Here is a 17,113-nt window from a genome sequence, read left to right on the forward strand (position 1 = left end):
ATCGCTGACGGAAAGGGCCAGTGCGTGAACGACGGACCGCTCATCGTCCAGAGCGACAAGACGCTGCTGCTCGAGGTGGACCACCCCAAGGCCGAGGACTGCCGGCGTGCCATCGCGCCGTTCGCCGAGCTGGAGCGGTCGCCCGAGCACATCCACACCTACCGGGTCACCCCGCTCGGGCTGTGGAACGCCCGGGCCGCGGGCCACGACGCCGAGCAGGTCGTGGACGCCCTGGTGAACCACTCCCGCTACCCGGTCCCGCACGCGCTGCTGGTGGACATCGCGGAGACGATGTCCCGCTACGGGCGGCTGACGCTGCACAAGCACCCCGCGCACGGCCTGGTGCTGTCCAGCACCGACCGGCCGGTGCTGGAGGAGGTGCTGCGGTCGAAGAAGGTCGCCCCGCTGGTCGGCGCCCGCATCGACCCCGACACCGTGGTGGTGCACCCCTCCGAGCGCGGCCAGATCAAGCAGGTGCTGCTCAAGCTCGGCTGGCCCGCCGAGGACCTGGCCGGGTACGTGGACGGCGAGGCGCACCCGATCGAGCTCGCCGAGGAGGGCTGGGCGCTGCGCCCCTACCAGCGGCAGGCCGTGGACGGCTTCTGGCACGGCGGGTCCGGGGTGGTGGTGCTGCCGTGCGGCGCGGGCAAGACCCTGGTCGGGGCGGGCGCGATGGCCACGGCCAAGGCGACCACGCTGATCCTGGTCACCAACACCGTCTCCGCCCGGCAGTGGAAGCACGAGCTGGTGCGCCGCACCTCGCTCACCGAGGACGAGATCGGCGAGTACAGCGGCACCCGCAAGGAGATCAGGCCCGTCACCATCGCCACCTACCAGGTGATGACGACGAAGCGGAAGGGCGTCTACCCCCACCTGGAGCTGTTCGACTCCCGGGACTGGGGCCTGATCATCTACGACGAGGTGCACCTGCTGCCCGCCCCGGTGTTCAAGTTCACCGCCGACCTCCAGGCGCGGCGCCGCCTGGGCCTGACCGCGACGCTGGTGCGCGAGGACGGCCGTGAGTCGGACGTGTTCTCCCTGATCGGGCCCAAGCGGTTCGACGCGCCGTGGAAGGAGATAGAGGCGCAGGGGTACATCGCGCCGGCCGACTGCGTGGAGGTGCGGGTCAACCTCACCGACCACGAGCGGCTCACCTACGCCACCGCCGAGCCGGAGGAGAAGTACCGCTACTGCGCCACCACGGCGAGCAAGCAGCGGGTCACCGAGGCCATCGTGCGCCGCCACGCGGGCGAGCAGATCCTGGTGATCGGCCAGTACATCGACCAGTTGGACGAGCTGGCCGAGCACCTGGACGCACCCGTGATCAAGGGCGACACCACCAACCCGCAGCGGGAGAAGCTGTTCGACGCCTTCCGGAGCGGGGAGCTGTCGGTGCTGGTGGTGTCGAAGGTGGCGAACTTCTCCATCGACCTGCCCGAGGCGGCCGTGGCCATCCAGGTGTCCGGCACCTTCGGCTCCCGGCAGGAGGAGGCCCAGCGCCTGGGCCGGGTGCTGCGGCCCAAGGCGGACCGCCGCGCGGCCCGGTTCTACTCGGTGGTGGCCAGGGACACCGTGGACCAGGACTTCGCCGCCCACCGCCAGCGCTTCCTCGCCGAGCAGGGGTACGCCTACCGGATCGTGGACGCGGACGAGCTGCTGGCCGGGGACACGGAGCTGTAGGGGACACGGAGCTGTGGGGGGCGGGGGCGGAGCCGGGGAGCGCGGGGGGCGCGGGACGGAGCGGAGGGGCGCGGGGGCGAGCGGGCGCGGGGGCGCGGAAAATGCTTCGACCCCGTTCCGCGGGCGGGCTAGACTCTCCGCCCTTGCCTCCCCCGGACCTCTTCCGGGAGGGCCGCCCGGACGGCAATCGGGCGGCGTCCTGACGTGTCCACCCGCACCGCGGACCCCGCCGGGTCCCGCCGTGCCCTGCCGTGGAGGCCGCACCGTGCCCGCGCACGCCCCCGACGCCGATCCCCTGTCCCGCGAACGCGCCCACCTCGCCTCGTCCCGTGCCGCGCTGCGCGCCATGCGCGCCGACGCCGAGGCGCTCGACCTCACCGACGTCACCGGCAACTGGGTCAACGCCGAGGTCCTGCGCCGCGAGGTGGAGAGCCGCATCGCGGCACTCGCCGATCTCGCCGACACCCCGCTGTTCTTCGGCCGCCTCGACTACGGGCACCCGCCCGGCGGGGAGCTCGCGGAGGGCGCCGAGGGCGGCAGGTTCTACATCGGCCGCCGTCACGTCCACGACAAGGACGGCGACCCCATGGTGATCGACTGGCGGGCGCCGGTCTCGCAGCCGTTCTACCGGGCGTCGCGCACCGACCCCATGGACGTGCGGCTGCGCCGCCGCTTCGGGTACACCGGCGGCGAGCTGACCGCCTACGAGGACGAGCACCTCACCGACCCGGCGGACGGCGACGGCGACGCCGCGCACAGCGCCCTGCTCCAGGCCGAGATCGAGAAGCCCCGCGTCGGCCCCATGCGGGACATCGTCGCCACCATCCAGCCCGAGCAGGACGAGATCGTGCGCGCCGACGTCGGCGGCACGGTGTGCGTGCAGGGCGCCCCCGGCACCGGCAAGACCGCGGTGGGCCTGCACCGGGTGGCGTATCTGCTGTACGCGCACCGGGAGCGGCTGGCCCGGGCGGGCACGCTGGTGGTCGGCCCCAACCGGTCGTTCCTGCGCTACATCGAGCAGGTGCTGCCCGCGCTCGGCGAGCTGGAGGTGGCGCAGGCCACCGTCGAGGAGCTGGTCGCGCACGTCCCGGTCCGGGGGGAGGACACCGCCGGGACGGCCCGGCTCAAGGGCGACGCGCGGATGGCCGAGGTGCTGCGGCGGGCCGTGCGGTCGGGGGTGCGGATGCCCACGGAGGGCCTGGTGGTGGTGCGCGGCTCCCGGCGGTGGCGGGTGCCGGTGTACGAGCTGGAGCCGATCGTGGCGGAGCTGCTGGACCGCGACATCAGGTACGGGGCGGCGCGGGAGGCGCTGCCGCAGCGGATCGCGCACACGGTGCTGGTGAAGATGGAGCAGGCCGGGGAGGCGCCGGACGACCGGGTGCAGGACGCGGTGGCGCGCAGCAAGCCGGTCAAGGACGCCGTGAACGCGCTGTGGCCGCCGGTGGACCCGGCGAAGCTGGTGCTGCGGCTGCTGTCCGACGCCGACTTCCTCGCCGAGTGCGCCGAGGGGATCCTGGACGAGGACGAGCGCAAGCTCCTGCTGTGGTCCAGGCCCGCCCGCGGGGTGCGCACCGCGCCCTGGTCGGCGGCGGACGCGGTGCTGGTGGACGAGGTCCGCGACCTGGTGCAGCGCACGCCCAGCCTGGGCCACGTGGTGCTGGACGAGGCGCAGGACCTGTCGCCCATGCAGTACCGGGCGGTGGGGCGGCGCTGCACCACCGGCTCGGCGACGGTGCTCGGTGACATCGCGCAGGGCACCACGCCGTGGGCGACCGGGTCCTGGGCGGAGGCGCTGGCCCACCTGGGCAAGCCGGACGCCCGGGTGGAGGAGCTCACCCGCGGCTTCCGGGTGCCCCGGGAGGTGATCGCCTTCGCCTCCCGGCTGCTGCCCGCCATCGCCCCCGACCTGACCCCGGCCACGTCGGTGCGCACCTCGCCCGGCGACCTGGTGGTCCGCCGGGTGGAGCCGGGCGAGCTGGACGGCGCGGTGGTCGCGGCCTGCCGTCGGGCGCTGGACCGGGAGGGCTCGGTGGGCCTGATCGCGGCGGACGCCCGGGTGCCCGGGCTCGCGGCGGCGCTGGACGCGGCCGGGCTGCCGCACCTCGCGCCGGGCGAGGAGACCTCCGCGTCCTCCCGGCTGACCCTCGTTCCCGCGTCGCTGGCCAAGGGCCTGGAGTACGACCACGTGGTGCTGGACGAGCCGGCCGCCGTGGTGGACGGCGAACCGGACGAGCGCACGGGGCTGCGCCGCCTGTACGTGGTGCTCACCCGGGCCGTGTCGGGCCTGGCCGTGGTGCACGCCGCCCCGCTGCCGGAGCGGCTCGCCGCACCGCCCGCCTGACGGGCCGTCCACCCGCCCCGCCGTCAGGCGAGCACCGCGGGGGCGTCCAGCAACTGCCGCCAGCGGCGGACCTCCGCCGGGTCCACCGGCGCGTCCCAGCCGCCGGCCCGCACCGCCCCGCCGACGTGGAAGGCGTCGAGCCCGGCGGCGCGCAGGGCCGGGAGGTGGTCGGTGCGCAGGCCGCCGCCGACCAGCACCCGGGGCCCGGTCCCGGCGGCGGGCCCGGCCGCCTCGGCGCGCAGGGTGCCGAGGCCGTGGTCCACGCCGCGGGGCGAGCCCGCGGTGAGGACGGTGTCGAGTCCCGGCAGCCCGGCGAGCCCGGCCAGCACCGCGGCCCGGTCCGCCGCGTGGTCCAGCGCGCGGTGGAACGTCCAGCGGCAGCCCGGCACCGCGTCGAGCACCGCCCGGACGGCTCCGGTGTCCAGGGAGCCGTCCGGGCGCAGGAACCCGAACACGAACTCGCGCGCCCCCTCCGCCCACAGCCCCCGCGCCACCGCGCACAGTTGCTCCAGGTCCCCCGCGGCGAAGCCGTCCTGGAGCCGCAGCATCACCCGCAGCGGCAGGTCGACGGCGGCCCTGATCCCGGCGAACACCTCCCGGGACGGGCTCAGGCCGTCCGCCGCCATGTCGGCGACCACCTCCAGCCGGTCCGCCCCTCCGGCGCGTGCGGCGAGCGCGTCGTCCACGCTGACCGCGATCACCTCGAACATCGGCACCGTGCTCCCCGGCCGGTCCACCGCCACTCCGGCGGCCATTGGTCTAGACATATAGCGAAGCCTGCCACAGACGCCCGCTCCGCGTGAGACGGCCTCACCCGCCGCACCGCCCACCGGGTGCCGCCCCGGCACAATGGCGCGCATGTCCGCGACCCATCCCGCTCACGAATCGCTCCTCGCCCGCTGGAACGAACTGCTCACCCGCGCCGGCGGCACGGCCGGTGACCCCGCCGCCTACGGCGCGCGCCTGCTCGCGGCGTGGGCCGAGCCGCACCGCCGCCACCACGGCACCGACCATCTGCGCACCGTGCTCGACCACGTGGACGACCTGGCCGGGCACGCCGCCGACCCCGACACCGTGCGCCTGGCGGCGTGGTTCCACGACGCGGTGTACCTGCCGGAGCGCTCGGAGAACGAGGAGCGCAGCGCCCGCCTGGCCGAGCGCGCCCTGACCGAGGCCGGCGTCCCGGCGCCGCGGGTCGCCGAGGTGGCCCGGCTGGTGCGGCTCACCGTCACCCACGACCCGGCGGCGGGCGACCGGGACGGCGAGGTGCTGTGCGACGCGGACCTGGCGGTGCTGGGCGGCGGCCCCGCCGAGTACGCCCGGTACGCGGCGGCCGTGCGGGAGGAGTACGCGTTCGTCCCCGACGACGTCTTCCGCCCGGCCCGCGCGGACATCCTCCGCGCCCTGCTGGCCCTCCCCCACCTGTTCCGCACCGCCACCGCCCGCTCCCGCTGGGAGACCACGGCCCGCCGCAACCTGGCCACGGAACTGGACCTGCTGGAGCGCTGAGGCCACGGGCGCCGGGCGGCCCCGACGGCGACAGGAGCTGCCCCGCCGGCGACACGGAAGGCCCCGCCAGCGACAGGGGAGACCCGGTCGGTGACAGGGAAGACCCGGTCGGCGGCGGACGGCGACCCCACCCGGCCCGAGCCCGCGTCCTCTCCCGGGTCAGCCCAGGACGGCCCGCACCGCCTCCTGGACTCCCGTGAGCAGACCCGTCAGGGCGGTGGTGCCGGCCGCCAGGGCGTGGAGGCGGCGCAGGCGGCCGGTGACCTGCTCCTCGTCGGCCTCGCCCGACGCCAGCTCGCCCTCCAGGGCGGCGGTCTCCTCCAGGGCGGCCCGGCGGCGCTCGGCGGGCAGGGCGTCGTCGGACGCGCGCTCCATCTCCTCCAGCCGCTGCCTGAGCGCGGCCACGGCCGCCAGCGCCGCCCGGGCCGCGAGCGCCGCCTCCTCACCACCGCCGGTCCGCTGGGCGAAGGCGCCGGGCCCGGCCGCCATCGCCGAGTCGCCGACCCTGGCGTTGCCGCCGATGACGATGCCGTGGTTCGTCTGCGGGCCGCCGCCCTGCTGTCCGTCAGCCACCGGATGCGCTCCTTCCGCTCGCGCCCGCGGCCTTCGCGCCGCTCTTGCCCGCGCCGGTCGGCGTGGACACCGCCGCCGCGCCCGCGCCCGCCGCGATGGCGCCGGACATGGACCCGCCGGTCATCATGATCCCGTTGTTGAGGATCATGGTCCTGCGCTCGACCAGGTCGCTGGTGTCCAGACCGTGCTCGGTCAGGAACGCCGTCACCGTGCCGAGGACCTGAAGCTCGATCTGCTTGCCGATCCGGGAGACGTCGACCCGCTGGAAGTAGTTCCGGTAGCTGTGGGATCCGGCCACCTCCCGCAGGCTCACCCGGGCGCCGAAGTCGTAGCGGCTGTCGTGCTGGATCGCCCAGCGCTGCTCCTCCTCCGCCCGTCTGCGCCGCCTGCCCTCCAGCAGGTCCCCGACCGCGTTGAACAGGGCGCCGCCGAACACGGACCTGCTCTGCCGCAGGGACTCGGCCACGAGGTGCAGCGTCTCGTCGGTGAGCTCGGGCCTGGCCAGGGAGTCCGCCACCCGGTACTCCTCCCTGATCGGCGGCAGCACCAGCGTGTCGGCCTGGAGGTACAGGGTGCCGCCGCTCACCGCTATCTGCGCGAACACCGACAGCACCAGGTCCGTCCCCCAACTGCGGACCTGCACGCACACGCAGTGCCTGACCGGCCCGTCCACCCGCCCGCGCACCGCCGCCACCCGCCCCGGCGGCAGGGTGTCCGCGGGCCGCGCCTCCGGGACGCCGCCGGTGTGGCCGGGCCAGAACTCCGCCGGGCTCAGCACCCCGTTCTGCTTGAGCTCGGCGCCGTTGACGAACACCTTCTCGGTGATGTCGAGCCCGGCGATGCCGTCCGCCGACATCGAGGTGGCCGCCCGCAGCCTGCCCAGGTCCGCGGTCAGCCGCTCCACCAGCGCTCCCGCGCCGAACGGCACCGGGGCGGGCTCCGGCACCGCGGCCGGATCCTCCCCCTCGGGCACCAGGCGGGTGGCCACCGACCACGAGGTGACCTCGTCGCCCGCGCCGACGAACGGGCGGTAGCCGCTGTAGACGATCAGGTTCGCGTCGCCGCCGACCGCGGACTGCGGCAGGCCCGCGGCCGCCGGGTCCGTACGGCGGGCGCCGGAGGCCCGGAACGCCGCCAGGGTCAGCTCCTCCCTGATGATCCGCCAGGCCGTCCTGCGCTGCTCCCAGGTGAGGAACCACGGGCAGGCCAGCAGCAGGGCCAGAGCCAGGATGACCGCGACCCACGGGTCCGTCCGCAGCCAGGGCAGCGGCACCGCCATCGAGAAGTAGGCCACCACGCCGATCACGAACCCCTGGGAGAGCAGCGTGAGCACCAGCTCCCGCGCCGCTCCCGAGCCCGGCCTGCCACCCGGCCGCCCGGCCCGGGCCCGGGGGACGGGGACGCGCCGCGACGCCTTGCCGTCCTGGAACAGCGCGATGAACCAGTAGGTGAGCGTGGCCACGGGCAGCAGGATCAGCGAGCCGAGGAACGCGGCGGCCACGGCGGCGTCCCTGCGGCCGAGGGCACTCAGCGCGCGCTCGGCGTGCGAGCGCACCAGGGCCAGGTCCACCCCGTAGGAGGGGGCGCAGGCGCGGAAGCGCTCGTGGCGCAGCTCGTCCACCACCGCCCGGGCGAAGCTCTCGTCCAGGTACGCGCCCGCGCACATGTACCGCGTGGCGGCGGTCCAGTCCTCCGGTGGACCCGGCGGCGCGGCGGGCGGCGGCCCCCCGCCCGTTCCACCCGGCCCGCCACCGAAACCACCGCCCGGAGCACCGCTGCCCGGTCCACTGCCGCCGGGACCGCCCCCGCCATGCCCGAAGGACGCCGTCATGGCGCCTCACCCCCCGTCCTCTCCCCGCCTCCATTCTCCGCCCGCTCATCACGCAGCGTAAATAGCCGAACACTGCCCACCAGAGCGCACAGGCGTACGAAAGGGCGTGCGAGGGGGCGCGAACGGAAGACCCGCCCTCACCGCGACGCCCCGAAGCCGGTACCGAGCCGGTGCGCGGCCGGTGCGCCGAGAACAGGTTCGGCATCCGCCCCGAGGCCGGTCCGCCCAGCGGCTCCAGCCTGATCCGCGAGCCCATCCGGCCACCGGCCGGCCACGAACGGCCAAGAGTCGGGCGCCCGGCCGGGTGAATGGCCGGCCGGGCGGCCGGGGTCGGGAGGCGGGAGGCGAAAGCCGGGAGGCGGCAGGCAGGAGCCGGAAGGCGGCAGGTGAAAGCCGGGAGCCGGAAGGCCGGAGGCCGGAAGGCGGGAGGTCGGAAGCCGGGAGGTCGGAAGCCGGGAGCCGGCAGGCGGCAGGTGGCAGGCGGCAGGTGGCAGGCGGCAGGCGGCAGGTGAAAGCCGGGAGCCGGGAGGCCGGGAGGCAGAAGCCGGGAGGCCGGAGGCGGCAGGCGGGATCCGGAAGGCGGGAGGCCGGAGGCCGGAGGCCGGAAGGCGGCAGGCCGGAAGCGGCAGGCGGCAGGCCGGAGGCGGCAGGCGAAAGGGGGAAGGGGGAAGCCGGGAACCGGGGGGTGGAGGCCGGGAGGCGAAAGCCGGGAGCTCAGGGCCGGAGGCTGGAAGCCGGGGGGCGAGGGCCGGGCGGGTGGAGGTCTGGTGACGGTCGGGTGCTCCGCCCATCTGCCCTGCCGCCCCCGCCGCCCAACCAGCCCTCGGCCGCCCAACCAGCCCTCGCCGCCCGGCCACCCGGCCACCCGGCCACCCGTCACTCGGTCACCTTGTCACTCGGCCACCCGACCACTCGATCCCCGCTTACTCGACCACTCGGTCATCCGACCACTCGACCACTCGACCATCCACTCAACCACCCACCCGGCCACCCGCCGGCCGCCCACCAGCCCGCCCCACGCCCCGCGCCCCCCACCCCGCGTCCGCCCAGGGTTGACCCGGACCCGCCAACGAAAATAGCTTTCGGCACATGGGTCACACAGGTCCTGCCGCGAAGGAAACTTTCACCGGCGCACCCGAGCCCGCCCCCTCGCCCGCCCCGGGCGTGCTGCGGGCCAGGGTGCGCAGTCTGGCGCCGACGATGACCCGCTCCATGCAGCGCGTCGCCGAGGCCGTCGCCGCCGACCCCGCCGGGTGCGCCCAGCTCACCGTCACCGCGCTGGCCCACCGCACCGGCACCAGCGAGGCGACCGTGGTGCGCACCGCGCGGGTCCTCGGCTACCCCGGCTACCGCGATCTTCGCCTGGCGCTGGCCGCCCTGGCCGCGCAGCAGCAGGCGGGCGTCACCCCCTCGGTCACCGCCGACATCACCGTGGACGACCCGCTGCCCGAGGTGGTCGCCAAGCTCGCGCAGGAGGAGCAGCTCTGCCTGTCCGACACGGCGGCGCAACTGGACACCGGCCAGTTGGAGGCGGCCGTCGCCGCGCTGGCCTCCGCCCGCCGCACGGACGTCTACGGCATAGCCGCCTCCGCCCTGGTCGGGCAGGACCTGGCCCAGAAGCTGCTGCGGATCGGCCTGGTGGCACACTGTCACTCCGACCCGCATCTGGCGGTCACCAACGCCGTCCAGTTGCGCCCCGGGGATGTCGCCGTCGGCATCTCCCACTCCGGCAGTACGGTGGACGTCATCGAACCCCTGCGCGTCGCCTTCGACCGGGGAGCCACCACCATCGGCATCACCAGCCGCCCCGACGCGCCGATCGCCAGTTACGCCGACATCGTCCTGACCACGGCGGCGGGCCGGGAGAGCGAGCTGCGCCCCGCCGCGATGTCCAGCCGCACCAGCCAGTTGCTCGTCGTGGACTGCCTGTTCATCGGCGTCGCCCAGCGCACCTACGACACCGCGGCGCCCGCCCTGTCCGCCTCCTACGAAGCCCTCACCCACCGGCACAGCGCCGCCCCGCCCCGCCTGTGAGCCGTGTGAGGGGGAAAGAGCCCCGACCGATGACCGCGACCGACGACGCACAGGCCAGGCTGCGCCGTGAGCTGGACTCCCTCACCACCGAGGCGCACCGCGCCGAGCTCGCCGGGATCGACCGGCTGCCCACGCTGGAGATCGCCGAGCTGATGAACGGCGAGGACGCGGGCGTGCCCGCGGCGGTGGCCGCGCAGTTGCCCCGGATCGCCGCCGCGATCGACGCCGTCGCCGAGCGGATGGCCCGCGGCGGCCGCCTGGTCTACGCGGGCGCGGGCACCGCGGGACGGCTCGGCGTGCTGGACGCCAGCGAGTGCCCGCCGACGTTCAACACCGCGCCGGGGCAGGTCGTCGGCCTGATCGCGGGCGGTCCCGGGGCGCTGGTCACCTCGGTGGAGGGCGCCGAGGACCGCGCCGACCTGGCCGCCGCCGACCTCGACGCGCTGGGCCTCACCCCGGACGACGCCGTGGTCGGCGTGTCCGCCTCGGGGCGCACCCCGTACGCGCTCGGCGCGGTCCGGCACGCCGGGGCGCTGGGCGCGCTCACCGTGGGGCTGTCCTGCAACGCGGGCTCGCCGCTGGCCGCCGCCGCGGAGCACGGCATCGAGGTGGTGGTCGGGCCCGAGCTGCTGTCCGGCTCGACCCGGCTGAAGGCGGGCACCGCCCAGAAGCTCGTCCTCAACATGATCTCGACGATCACCATGATCCGCCTGGGCAAGACCTACGGGAACCTGATGGTGGACGTGCGCGCGTCGAACGACAAGCTGCGGGCCCGCTCCCGGCGGATCGTCGCGCTCGCCACGGGCGCGCCCGAGGACGAGATCGAGGCGGCGCTCGCCGCCACGGACGGCGAGGTGAAGAACGCCATCCTGGTGATCCTCGCCGGGGTCGGCGCCGCGGAGGCGGCGGCGCTGCTGTCCGCGTCGCGGGGGCACCTGCGGGCGGCACTCCAGGTGGCGTCGGCGCGAGGCTGAGCCGCCCCGGGACGGGGCCAGGCGGGGCGGGCCGGGAAAAGCCGCTGGGCGGCACCCCCGAGGGGGTGCCGCCCAGCGTTGTCCTGCTCGGACGACGACCGGCCAGGGCCGATCAGAAGTCCATGTCACCGCCCGGCATGCCGCCGCCCGCGCCGGCACCGGCCGCGGCCTTCTCCGGCTTGTCGGCGATGACCGCCTCGGTGGTGAGGAACAGCGCCGCGATGGAGGCGGCGTTCTGGAGCGCGGAGCGCGTCACCTTGGCCGGGTCGATGATGCCCTCGGCCACCAGGTCGACGTACTCGCCGGTCGCGGCGTTCAGGCCGTGGCCCGGGGTCAGGTTGCGCACCTTCTCCACCACGACACCGCCCTCGAGGCCGGCGTTCACGGCGATCTGCTTCAGCGGGGCCTCCAGCGCCAGCTTCACGATCTGGGCGCCGGTCGCCTCGTCACCCTCGAGGTCGATCTTCTCGAACGCGGCGGCAGCCTGGAGCAGGGCCACGCCACCACCGGCGACGATGCCCTCCTCGACGGCGGCCTTGGCGTTGCGCACCGCGTCCTCGATGCGGTGCTTGCGCTCCTTGAGCTCCACCTCGGTGGCCGCGCCGGCCTTGATGACGGCCACGCCGCCGGCCAGCTTGGCGAGGCGCTCCTGGAGCTTCTCGCGGTCGTAGTCGGAGTCCGACTGCTCGATCTCGGCGCGGATCTGGTTGACCCGGCCCTGCACCTGCTCGCTGTCGCCGGCGCCGTCCACGATCGTGGTCTCGTCCTTGGTGACGACGATCTTGCGGGCGCGGCCCAGGAGGTCCAGGCTCGCGTTCTCGAGCTTGAGGCCGACCTCCTCGGAGATGACGGTGCCACCGGTGAGGATGGCGATGTCACCGAGCATGGCCTTGCGGCGGTCGCCGAAGCCGGGGGCCTTGACCGCGGCGGACTTGAAGGTGCCGCGGATCTTGTTGACGACCAGGGTGGCCAGGGCCTCGCCCTCGATGTCCTCGGCGATGATCAGCAGCGGCTTGCCGGACTGCATGACCTTCTCGAGCAGCGGGAGCAGGTCCTTGACGGAGCTGATCTTGGAGTTGCAGATCAGGATGTAGGGGTCGTCGAAGACCGCCTCCATCCGCTCCATGTCGGTGGCGAAGTAGGCGGAGACGAAGCCCTTGTCGAAGCGCATGCCCTCGGTGAGCTCGAGCTCCAGGCCGAAGGTCTGCGACTCCTCGACGGTGATGACGCCTTCCTTGCCGACCTTGTCCATCGCCTCGGCGATCAGCTCGCCGATCTGGGTGTCGGCGGCGGAGATGGAGGCCGTGGAGGCGATCTGCTCCTTGGTCGTGACCTCCTTGGCCAGGCTCAGGAGCTGCTCGGAGACGGCCTCGACGGCCTGCTCGATGCCGCGCTTGAGGGCCATCGGGTTGGCACCCGCGGCCACGTTGCGCAGACCCTCGCGGACGAGCGCCTGGGCGAGGACGGTCGCGGTGGTCGTACCGTCACCGGCGACGTCGTCCGTCTTCTTGGCGACCTCCTTGACCAGCTCCGCGCCGATCTTCTCGTAGGGGTCCTCGAGCTCGATCTCCTTGGCGATGGAGACACCGTCGTTGGTGATCGTGGGGGCGCCCCACTTCTTCTCGAGGACGACGTTGCGGCCCTTGGGGCCCAGGGTGACCTTGACGGCGTCGGCGAGCTGGTTCATACCGCGCTCGAGGCCGCGCCGCGCCTCCTCGTCGAACGCGATGATCTTGGCCATGTGAAGTGGTCCTCCCAAAGCGGGGTGGATTGCTCCGGACCGCGCTGGCGCCCGCGACGGACGGCCCCGGCCGCGACGTTCCTTCCCGTCGCCGGCTTGGGCCTCACCCACCCGGTCCTCGTTGTCACTCTCACCTTCAGAGTGCTAACGCAATGATTAGCACTCGCCCCCCGCGAGTGCAAGCTACTCCGATGGGGACGACCCCTTGCGCGAGCCACGTACGAGGGTGCCTTGACGGCCATGGGCGACCGATGGGGCGGTGGGTGGGGCGACGGGCGGGCGCAAGCTACTCCGATGGGGACGACCCCCTGCGCGAGCCACGTGCGAGGGCCCCTTGACGGGGGTGGGCGACCGGTGGGGCTGGCCGGGTCGGCCGCCCCGGAGCCCGCTCCGAGCCGCCGCGCCGGCCGTGCCCCGCCCCCAAGCAAAGAAGGACCCGCACCCCCGTAGGAGTGCGGGTCCTTCGCAGCAGAAGACCGTTTGTTGCCGTCCCCCATAACCCCCTGACGCCGTGCGGCCCGTGGGCCGTGCCGTCGCCTTCCGGGTCTGCGACCCGGAGTGGGGGCCGAAACCCACCCTTTCACGCCCGTGCGGACAAGCCGTGCGAGCGCTGCCCTGACCGGGGGGTTTACGGCGCTGCGGAGCCCGGAAGGCTCAGCCGGTCACGCGGACCATGTCCGCCTGCGGCCCCTTCTGACCCTGCGAGATCTCAAACTCGACCCGCTGGCCTTCTTCCAGGGTGCGGTAACCGTCCATCTGGATCGCGCTGTAGTGGACGAACACGTCCGCACCACCGTCGACCGCGATGAAGCCGTACCCCTTCTCCGCGTTGAACCACTTGACGGTGCCCTGAGCCATTCCAAACTCCCCTATTACTGGCCCTTTCACGGATCCACACTCCGCGGATCCGGGTCGTCGTGTCTCCCTCGGAACGCGCCGACCGCCGCTGAATGTATCTGTCCAGATGCCCTGCGCAACAGGTCAATCGGACGAGAATTCTGAGCGAGCCGGAACGGTTGAAAGTGACCAAGTCCCCATGAACCAGGGCAAGTTGGACCAGACATAAAAGACCTAACCGCACAATCAACACCCCCGGTTCGGGCGTATCTTCACGCGACTCGCGCAACGCCCGGGGCGGCTCCACCCCCGCGGATCACCGGGGAACGCGGCCTTTGCCCTCGAAGGGGTTTGAACACTGGTGCGGCGGTACAAGAACTCCAGTGCGGATCTGCGATGCGCCGTGCCCGTCGGGGCAGGGTGTGTCTTTTGTGGCGCGCGCCTGCCGTCGGCTCACTCTATCGCGCCTCGATCCCGTAACAAGCAACCGCCCCGCGCGCCGTCCGCGGCTCCCCTCGAACGGGGGAGGCGCGGGAACGGCGGGCGGGGCGATCGGGACAGCAGGGAGAGCGGAGCGGAATGGGGAGAACCAGGCGCGTCAGCAGCCCCCGGCCACGGCGGGAATGATCGAGACGCCGGCACCGTCCGGAGTGGGGGTGCCGAGCCCGTCGGAGAAGCGCACGTCGTCGTCGTTGACGTACACGTTCACGAAGCGGCGCAGCTTGCCCGTGTCGTCCAGGATCCTGGCGCGGATGCCCGCGTGGTGGGCCTCCAGGTCGTCCAGGACCTCGGCGAGGGTGGCGCCCTCCGCGGTCACCTCGGCCTGTCCGCCGGTGTACGTGCGCAGGATGGTCGGGATGCGAACGGAAACGCTCATGCGAGGCCAGCCTCTCGGAACGAGTCAAGGGTCGGGCGGATGGTGGCGGTCGGGCCCGTGGTGGGGGCCACCGCGTCGAGGGTCTTCAGGCCGTCACCGGTGTTGAGCACCACCGTCTCGGCGGCGGGGTCGAGCCGGCCGCTCTCCAGCAGCTTGCGCAGCACGCCGACGGTCACCCCGCCCGCGGTCTCGGCGAAGACGCCCTCGGTGCGGGCGAGCAGCTTGATCGCGTCGACCACCTCGGCGTCGGAGACGTCCTCCACCGCGCCGCCGGTGCGGCGGACGATGTCCAGCACGTACGGGCCGTCCGCGGGGTTGCCGATGGCGAGGGACTTGGCGATGGTGTCGGGCCGGACCGGGCGGACCACGTCGTGGCCGTCGCGGTAGGCGGCGGAGACCGGGGAGCAGCCGGTGGCCTGGGCGCCGAAGATCTTGTACGGCCGGTCCTCGACGAGGCCGAGGGCGATCAGCTCCCGCAGCCCCTTGTCGATCTTGGTGAGCTGGGAGCCGGACGCGATCGGGATGACGAGCTGGTCCGGGATCCGCCAGCCGAGCTGCTCGCAGATCTCGTAGGCGAGGGTCTTGGAGCCCTCGGCGTAGTACGGCCGCAGGTTGACGTTGACGAAGCCCCAGCCCTCCCCGATCGGATCGCCGATCAGCTCGGAGCAGAAGCGGTTCACGTCGTCGTAGGTGCCCTCGATGCCGACCAGGTCGCCGCCGTACACCGCGGCCATGACGACCTTGCCCGCCTCCAGGTCGTGCGGGATGAACACGCACGAGCGCAGCCCGGCGCGCGCCGCGGCGGCGCCCACCGCGCCCGCGAGGTTGCCGGTGGAGGAGCAGGACAGCGTGGTGAAGCCGAAGGTGCGGGCGGCCTCCAGGGCGATGGCCACGACCCGGTCCTTGAAGGAGTGGGTCGGGTTGCCGGAGTCGTCCTTGACGTGCAGGCCGCCGGTGACGCCGAGCTCGCGGGCGAGGTTGCGGGCCTCGACCAGACGGGTCCAGCCCGGGTTGAGGTTGGGCCGGGTGGCCACGTCGGCGGGGACGGGCAGCAGCGGGGCGTAGCGCCAGATGCTGGCGGGCCCGGCCGCGATCCGCGCGCGCAGCGCCTCGGGGTCGGCGGAGCCGAAGTCGTAGGCGACCTCGAGGGGCCCGAAACAGGAGGCGCAGGCGAAGTCGGGGCCGAGCTCGCCGCGCTCGCCGCACTCGCGGCAGGACAGGGCGGTGGCCGGGCCGAACGGGGCGACCGTACCGGAGGTGCTGGTTCCGGTTCGCGCGCCCGCGGAGGTGGCGGCCGCGGCGGTTCCGGCGTGCGTGCTGAAGGTCGGCGTAGCCAAAGCGAGGCCCTTTCTCCTCATCTTCCCTGGCGGCGCGTTTCGCCGCAGGACGGACTTGGCACCTTCCCCGCCGGGGCCTCGCGCGATGAGTCGCAAGACCGGCTGGAGGGTTGCCGGGGCTTCAACGGGCCGTTCCCTCTGCCCCTCTGGATGAGCTGGTATGACACCCCGGGTGGGGTGTGTTTGTCCTGCCGCCGGGAGCGCGAGTGCGGTGGAAGCCGCACCTGCCCCGCAGGCGACCGCACCGCCGTTTCGTTCGCGGCGGTACGTTTTCAAGACTGTAACCGATGGCCCGCACACTGGTCAGGACCGTCCGAAGCGCGAGATCGATCACAGTGCCGCACCGGGGCGCGGCGCACGCACTACCCGTAGGGAGCCCGCACGTGTTTGACGAGGTGGACCGCTGGCTGGCCCGGCGGTCCTGGTCCACCGCGGACCGGCCGCTGGAGCTGCTGGCCAGGGCCAAGGCCGCGGCGGGGCACGAGGGCACCGTCAGCGTCGTCCTGCCCGCGCTCGACGAGGAGCGGACCGTCGGCGACATCGTGGCGGCGATCCGCCGGGACCTGGTGGAGCGGGTGCCGCTGGTGGACGAGATCGTGGTGGTGGACTCCGGCTCCACGGACCGGACGGCCGAGGTGGCGGCGCGCGCCGGGGCGCGGGTGGTGCACCGCGACGCGATACTGCCGCGGCTGCCCGCAGTGCCGGGCAAGGGCGAGGTGCTGTGGCGGTCGCTGCTGGCCACCCGCGGGGAGATCGTCTGCTTCGTGGACGCCGACCTGCGCGAGTTCGACTCCCGGTTCGTCTCGGGCATCGTCGGGCCGCTGCTGACCGACCCGGGCGTGGACTTCGTCAAGGCCATGTACGACCGCCCGCTGGAGAGCGGGGGCGCGGTGGTGCCCGGCGGCGGGGGCCGGGTGACCGAGCTGGTGGCCAGGCCCCTGCTCAACCTGCACTGGCCGGCGCTCGCCGGGTTCGTGCAGCCGCTGGGCGGGGAGTACGCGGCGCGGCGCTCGCTGCTGGAGCGACTGCCCTTCCCGTGCGGCTACGGGGTGGAGCTGGGGCTGCTGGTGGACGCGCTGGAGACGGTGGGCCTGGACCGCCTGGCGCAGGTGGACGTGGGCGTGCGCCACCACAGGCACCAGGACGGGCGGGCGCTGGGCCGGATGGCGGCGACGATCTACCGCACGGCGCTGGAGCGGCTGGCCCGCTCGGGCCGCCTGGCCGTGGGCGGCGCCCCGGTGTCGCCGCTGCTCACCCAGTTCGAGCGGCACCCGGACGGCGGCTTCGCGGCGCGCACCCACGAGGTGATGGCCAGGGAGCGGCCCCCGATGGTGACCGTCCCCGAGTACCGCGGGCACCGGGCGGCGACGGCGGTGTGA

13 protein-coding genes and 1 riboswitch are annotated in these 17,113 nt (G+C 74.0%); of the genes, 6 read left to right on the forward strand and 7 right to left on the reverse strand.

Annotated elements, in window-relative coordinates; translation table 11 throughout:
- The first annotated feature begins 24 nt into the window (after nucleotides 1-24).
- A complete protein-coding gene (locus ACYVO2_RS04115; protein WP_461006170.1) occupies nucleotides 25-1,680 on the forward strand; it encodes a DNA repair helicase XPB in 1,656 nt (551 codons plus the stop codon).
- A 265-nt stretch (nucleotides 1,681-1,945) separates the two neighbouring features.
- Nucleotides 1,946-4,021, forward strand: a complete 2,076-nt coding sequence (locus ACYVO2_RS04120) for a HelD family protein (RefSeq protein WP_461006171.1) — start codon at nucleotides 1,946-1,948, stop codon at nucleotides 4,019-4,021.
- A 23-nt stretch (nucleotides 4,022-4,044) separates the two neighbouring features.
- Here the strand turns inward: ACYVO2_RS04120 and ACYVO2_RS04125 are convergent, their stop codons facing one another.
- Nucleotides 4,045-4,788: a copper homeostasis protein CutC gene (locus ACYVO2_RS04125; RefSeq protein WP_461006172.1), complete on the reverse strand. Its 744-nt coding sequence runs from the start codon at nucleotides 4,786-4,788 to the stop codon at nucleotides 4,045-4,047.
- Between the two features lie 82 nt (nucleotides 4,789-4,870).
- On the opposite strand from ACYVO2_RS04125, the gene ACYVO2_RS04130 reads away from it, so the two are divergent.
- Nucleotides 4,871-5,530 carry an HD domain-containing protein gene (locus ACYVO2_RS04130; protein ID WP_461006173.1) on the forward strand — a complete coding sequence of 220 codons (660 nt, stop codon included), beginning with the start codon at nucleotides 4,871-4,873 and terminating at the stop codon, nucleotides 5,528-5,530.
- A 159-nt stretch (nucleotides 5,531-5,689) separates the two neighbouring features.
- Here ACYVO2_RS04130 and ACYVO2_RS04135 read toward each other — a convergent pair whose 3' ends face one another.
- Together ACYVO2_RS04135 and ACYVO2_RS04140 are read right to left on the reverse strand one after the other, a co-directional pair.
- The gene (locus ACYVO2_RS04135) at nucleotides 5,690-6,103 is read right to left on the reverse strand and encodes a hypothetical protein (RefSeq protein ID WP_461006174.1); all 414 of its coding nucleotides are present in this window, start codon (nucleotides 6,101-6,103) and stop codon (nucleotides 5,690-5,692) included.
- Complete coding sequence (locus tag ACYVO2_RS04140) at nucleotides 6,096-7,769, reverse strand: hypothetical protein (RefSeq protein WP_461006175.1); 1,674 nt, start codon at nucleotides 7,767-7,769, stop codon at nucleotides 6,096-6,098. The genes ACYVO2_RS04135 and ACYVO2_RS04140 overlap by 8 nt, the downstream gene beginning before the upstream one ends.
- A gap of 1,254 nt (nucleotides 7,770-9,023) precedes the next feature.
- Here ACYVO2_RS04140 and ACYVO2_RS04145 point away from each other — a divergent pair.
- Both ACYVO2_RS04145 and murQ read left to right on the forward strand, forming a co-directional pair.
- Entirely contained in the window at nucleotides 9,024-9,968 is a 945-nt protein-coding gene (locus tag ACYVO2_RS04145) for a MurR/RpiR family transcriptional regulator (RefSeq protein ID WP_461006176.1), read from the forward strand.
- A 29-nt stretch (nucleotides 9,969-9,997) separates the two neighbouring features.
- Complete coding sequence (gene murQ, locus ACYVO2_RS04150) at nucleotides 9,998-10,942, forward strand: N-acetylmuramic acid 6-phosphate etherase (RefSeq protein ID WP_461006177.1); 945 nt, start codon at nucleotides 9,998-10,000, stop codon at nucleotides 10,940-10,942.
- A 112-nt stretch (nucleotides 10,943-11,054) separates the two neighbouring features.
- Here murQ and groL read toward each other — a convergent pair whose 3' ends face one another.
- The 4 genes from groL to thrC form a co-directional block, all read right to left on the reverse strand.
- The gene (gene groL / locus ACYVO2_RS04155) at nucleotides 11,055-12,683 is read right to left on the reverse strand and encodes a chaperonin GroEL (RefSeq protein WP_461006178.1); all 1,629 of its coding nucleotides are present in this window, start codon (nucleotides 12,681-12,683) and stop codon (nucleotides 11,055-11,057) included.
- A gap of 654 nt (nucleotides 12,684-13,337) precedes the next feature.
- Nucleotides 13,338-13,541, reverse strand: a complete 204-nt coding sequence (locus ACYVO2_RS04160) for a cold-shock protein (RefSeq protein ID WP_018386095.1) — start codon at nucleotides 13,539-13,541, stop codon at nucleotides 13,338-13,340.
- 577 nt (nucleotides 13,542-14,118) lie between these two features.
- Nucleotides 14,119-14,397: a MoaD/ThiS family protein gene (locus ACYVO2_RS04165; RefSeq protein ID WP_461006179.1), complete on the reverse strand. Its 279-nt coding sequence runs from the start codon at nucleotides 14,395-14,397 to the stop codon at nucleotides 14,119-14,121.
- Nucleotides 14,394-15,755: a threonine synthase gene (gene thrC / locus ACYVO2_RS04170; protein ID WP_461006180.1), complete on the reverse strand. Its 1,362-nt coding sequence runs from the start codon at nucleotides 15,753-15,755 to the stop codon at nucleotides 14,394-14,396. The genes ACYVO2_RS04165 and thrC overlap by 4 nt, the downstream gene beginning before the upstream one ends.
- A riboswitch (SAM riboswitch) is annotated at nucleotides 15,749-15,891 on the reverse strand. It overlaps the preceding gene by 7 nt.
- A 226-nt stretch (nucleotides 15,892-16,117) precedes the next feature.
- On the opposite strand from thrC, the gene ACYVO2_RS04175 reads away from it, so the two are divergent.
- Nucleotides 16,118-17,113, forward strand: a complete 996-nt coding sequence (locus ACYVO2_RS04175) for a glucosyl-3-phosphoglycerate synthase (protein WP_461006181.1) — start codon at nucleotides 16,118-16,120, stop codon at nucleotides 17,111-17,113.

Source organism: Streptomyces capparidis (genome assembly GCF_054782095.1).

Excerpts from the sequence above, each read along its gene's own strand:
- ACYVO2_RS04165 (WP_461006179.1), bottom strand. The coding sequence starts at position 14,397 with ATGAGCGTTTCCGTTCGCATCCCGACCATCCTGCGCACGTACACCGGC.
- murQ (WP_461006177.1), top strand. The coding sequence starts at position 9,998 with ATGACCGCGACCGACGACGCACAGGCCAGGCTGCGCCGTGAGCTGGAC.
- ACYVO2_RS04125 (WP_461006172.1), bottom strand. The coding sequence starts at position 4,788 with ATGTCTAGACCAATGGCCGCCGGAGTGGCGGTGGACCGGCCGGGGAGC.
- ACYVO2_RS04130 (WP_461006173.1), top strand. The coding sequence starts at position 4,871 with ATGGCGCGCATGTCCGCGACCCATCCCGCTCACGAATCGCTCCTCGCC.
- ACYVO2_RS04140 (WP_461006175.1), bottom strand. The coding sequence starts at position 7,769 with ATGTGCGCGGGCGCGTACCTGGACGAGAGCTTCGCCCGGGCGGTGGTG.
- thrC (WP_461006180.1), bottom strand. The coding sequence starts at position 15,755 with ATGAGGAGAAAGGGCCTCGCTTTGGCTACGCCGACCTTCAGCACGCAC.
- groL (WP_461006178.1), bottom strand. The coding sequence starts at position 12,683 with ATGGCCAAGATCATCGCGTTCGACGAGGAGGCGCGGCGCGGCCTCGAG.
- ACYVO2_RS04160 (WP_018386095.1), bottom strand. The coding sequence starts at position 13,541 with ATGGCTCAGGGCACCGTCAAGTGGTTCAACGCGGAGAAGGGGTACGGC.
- ACYVO2_RS04145 (WP_461006176.1), top strand. The coding sequence starts at position 9,024 with ATGGGTCACACAGGTCCTGCCGCGAAGGAAACTTTCACCGGCGCACCC.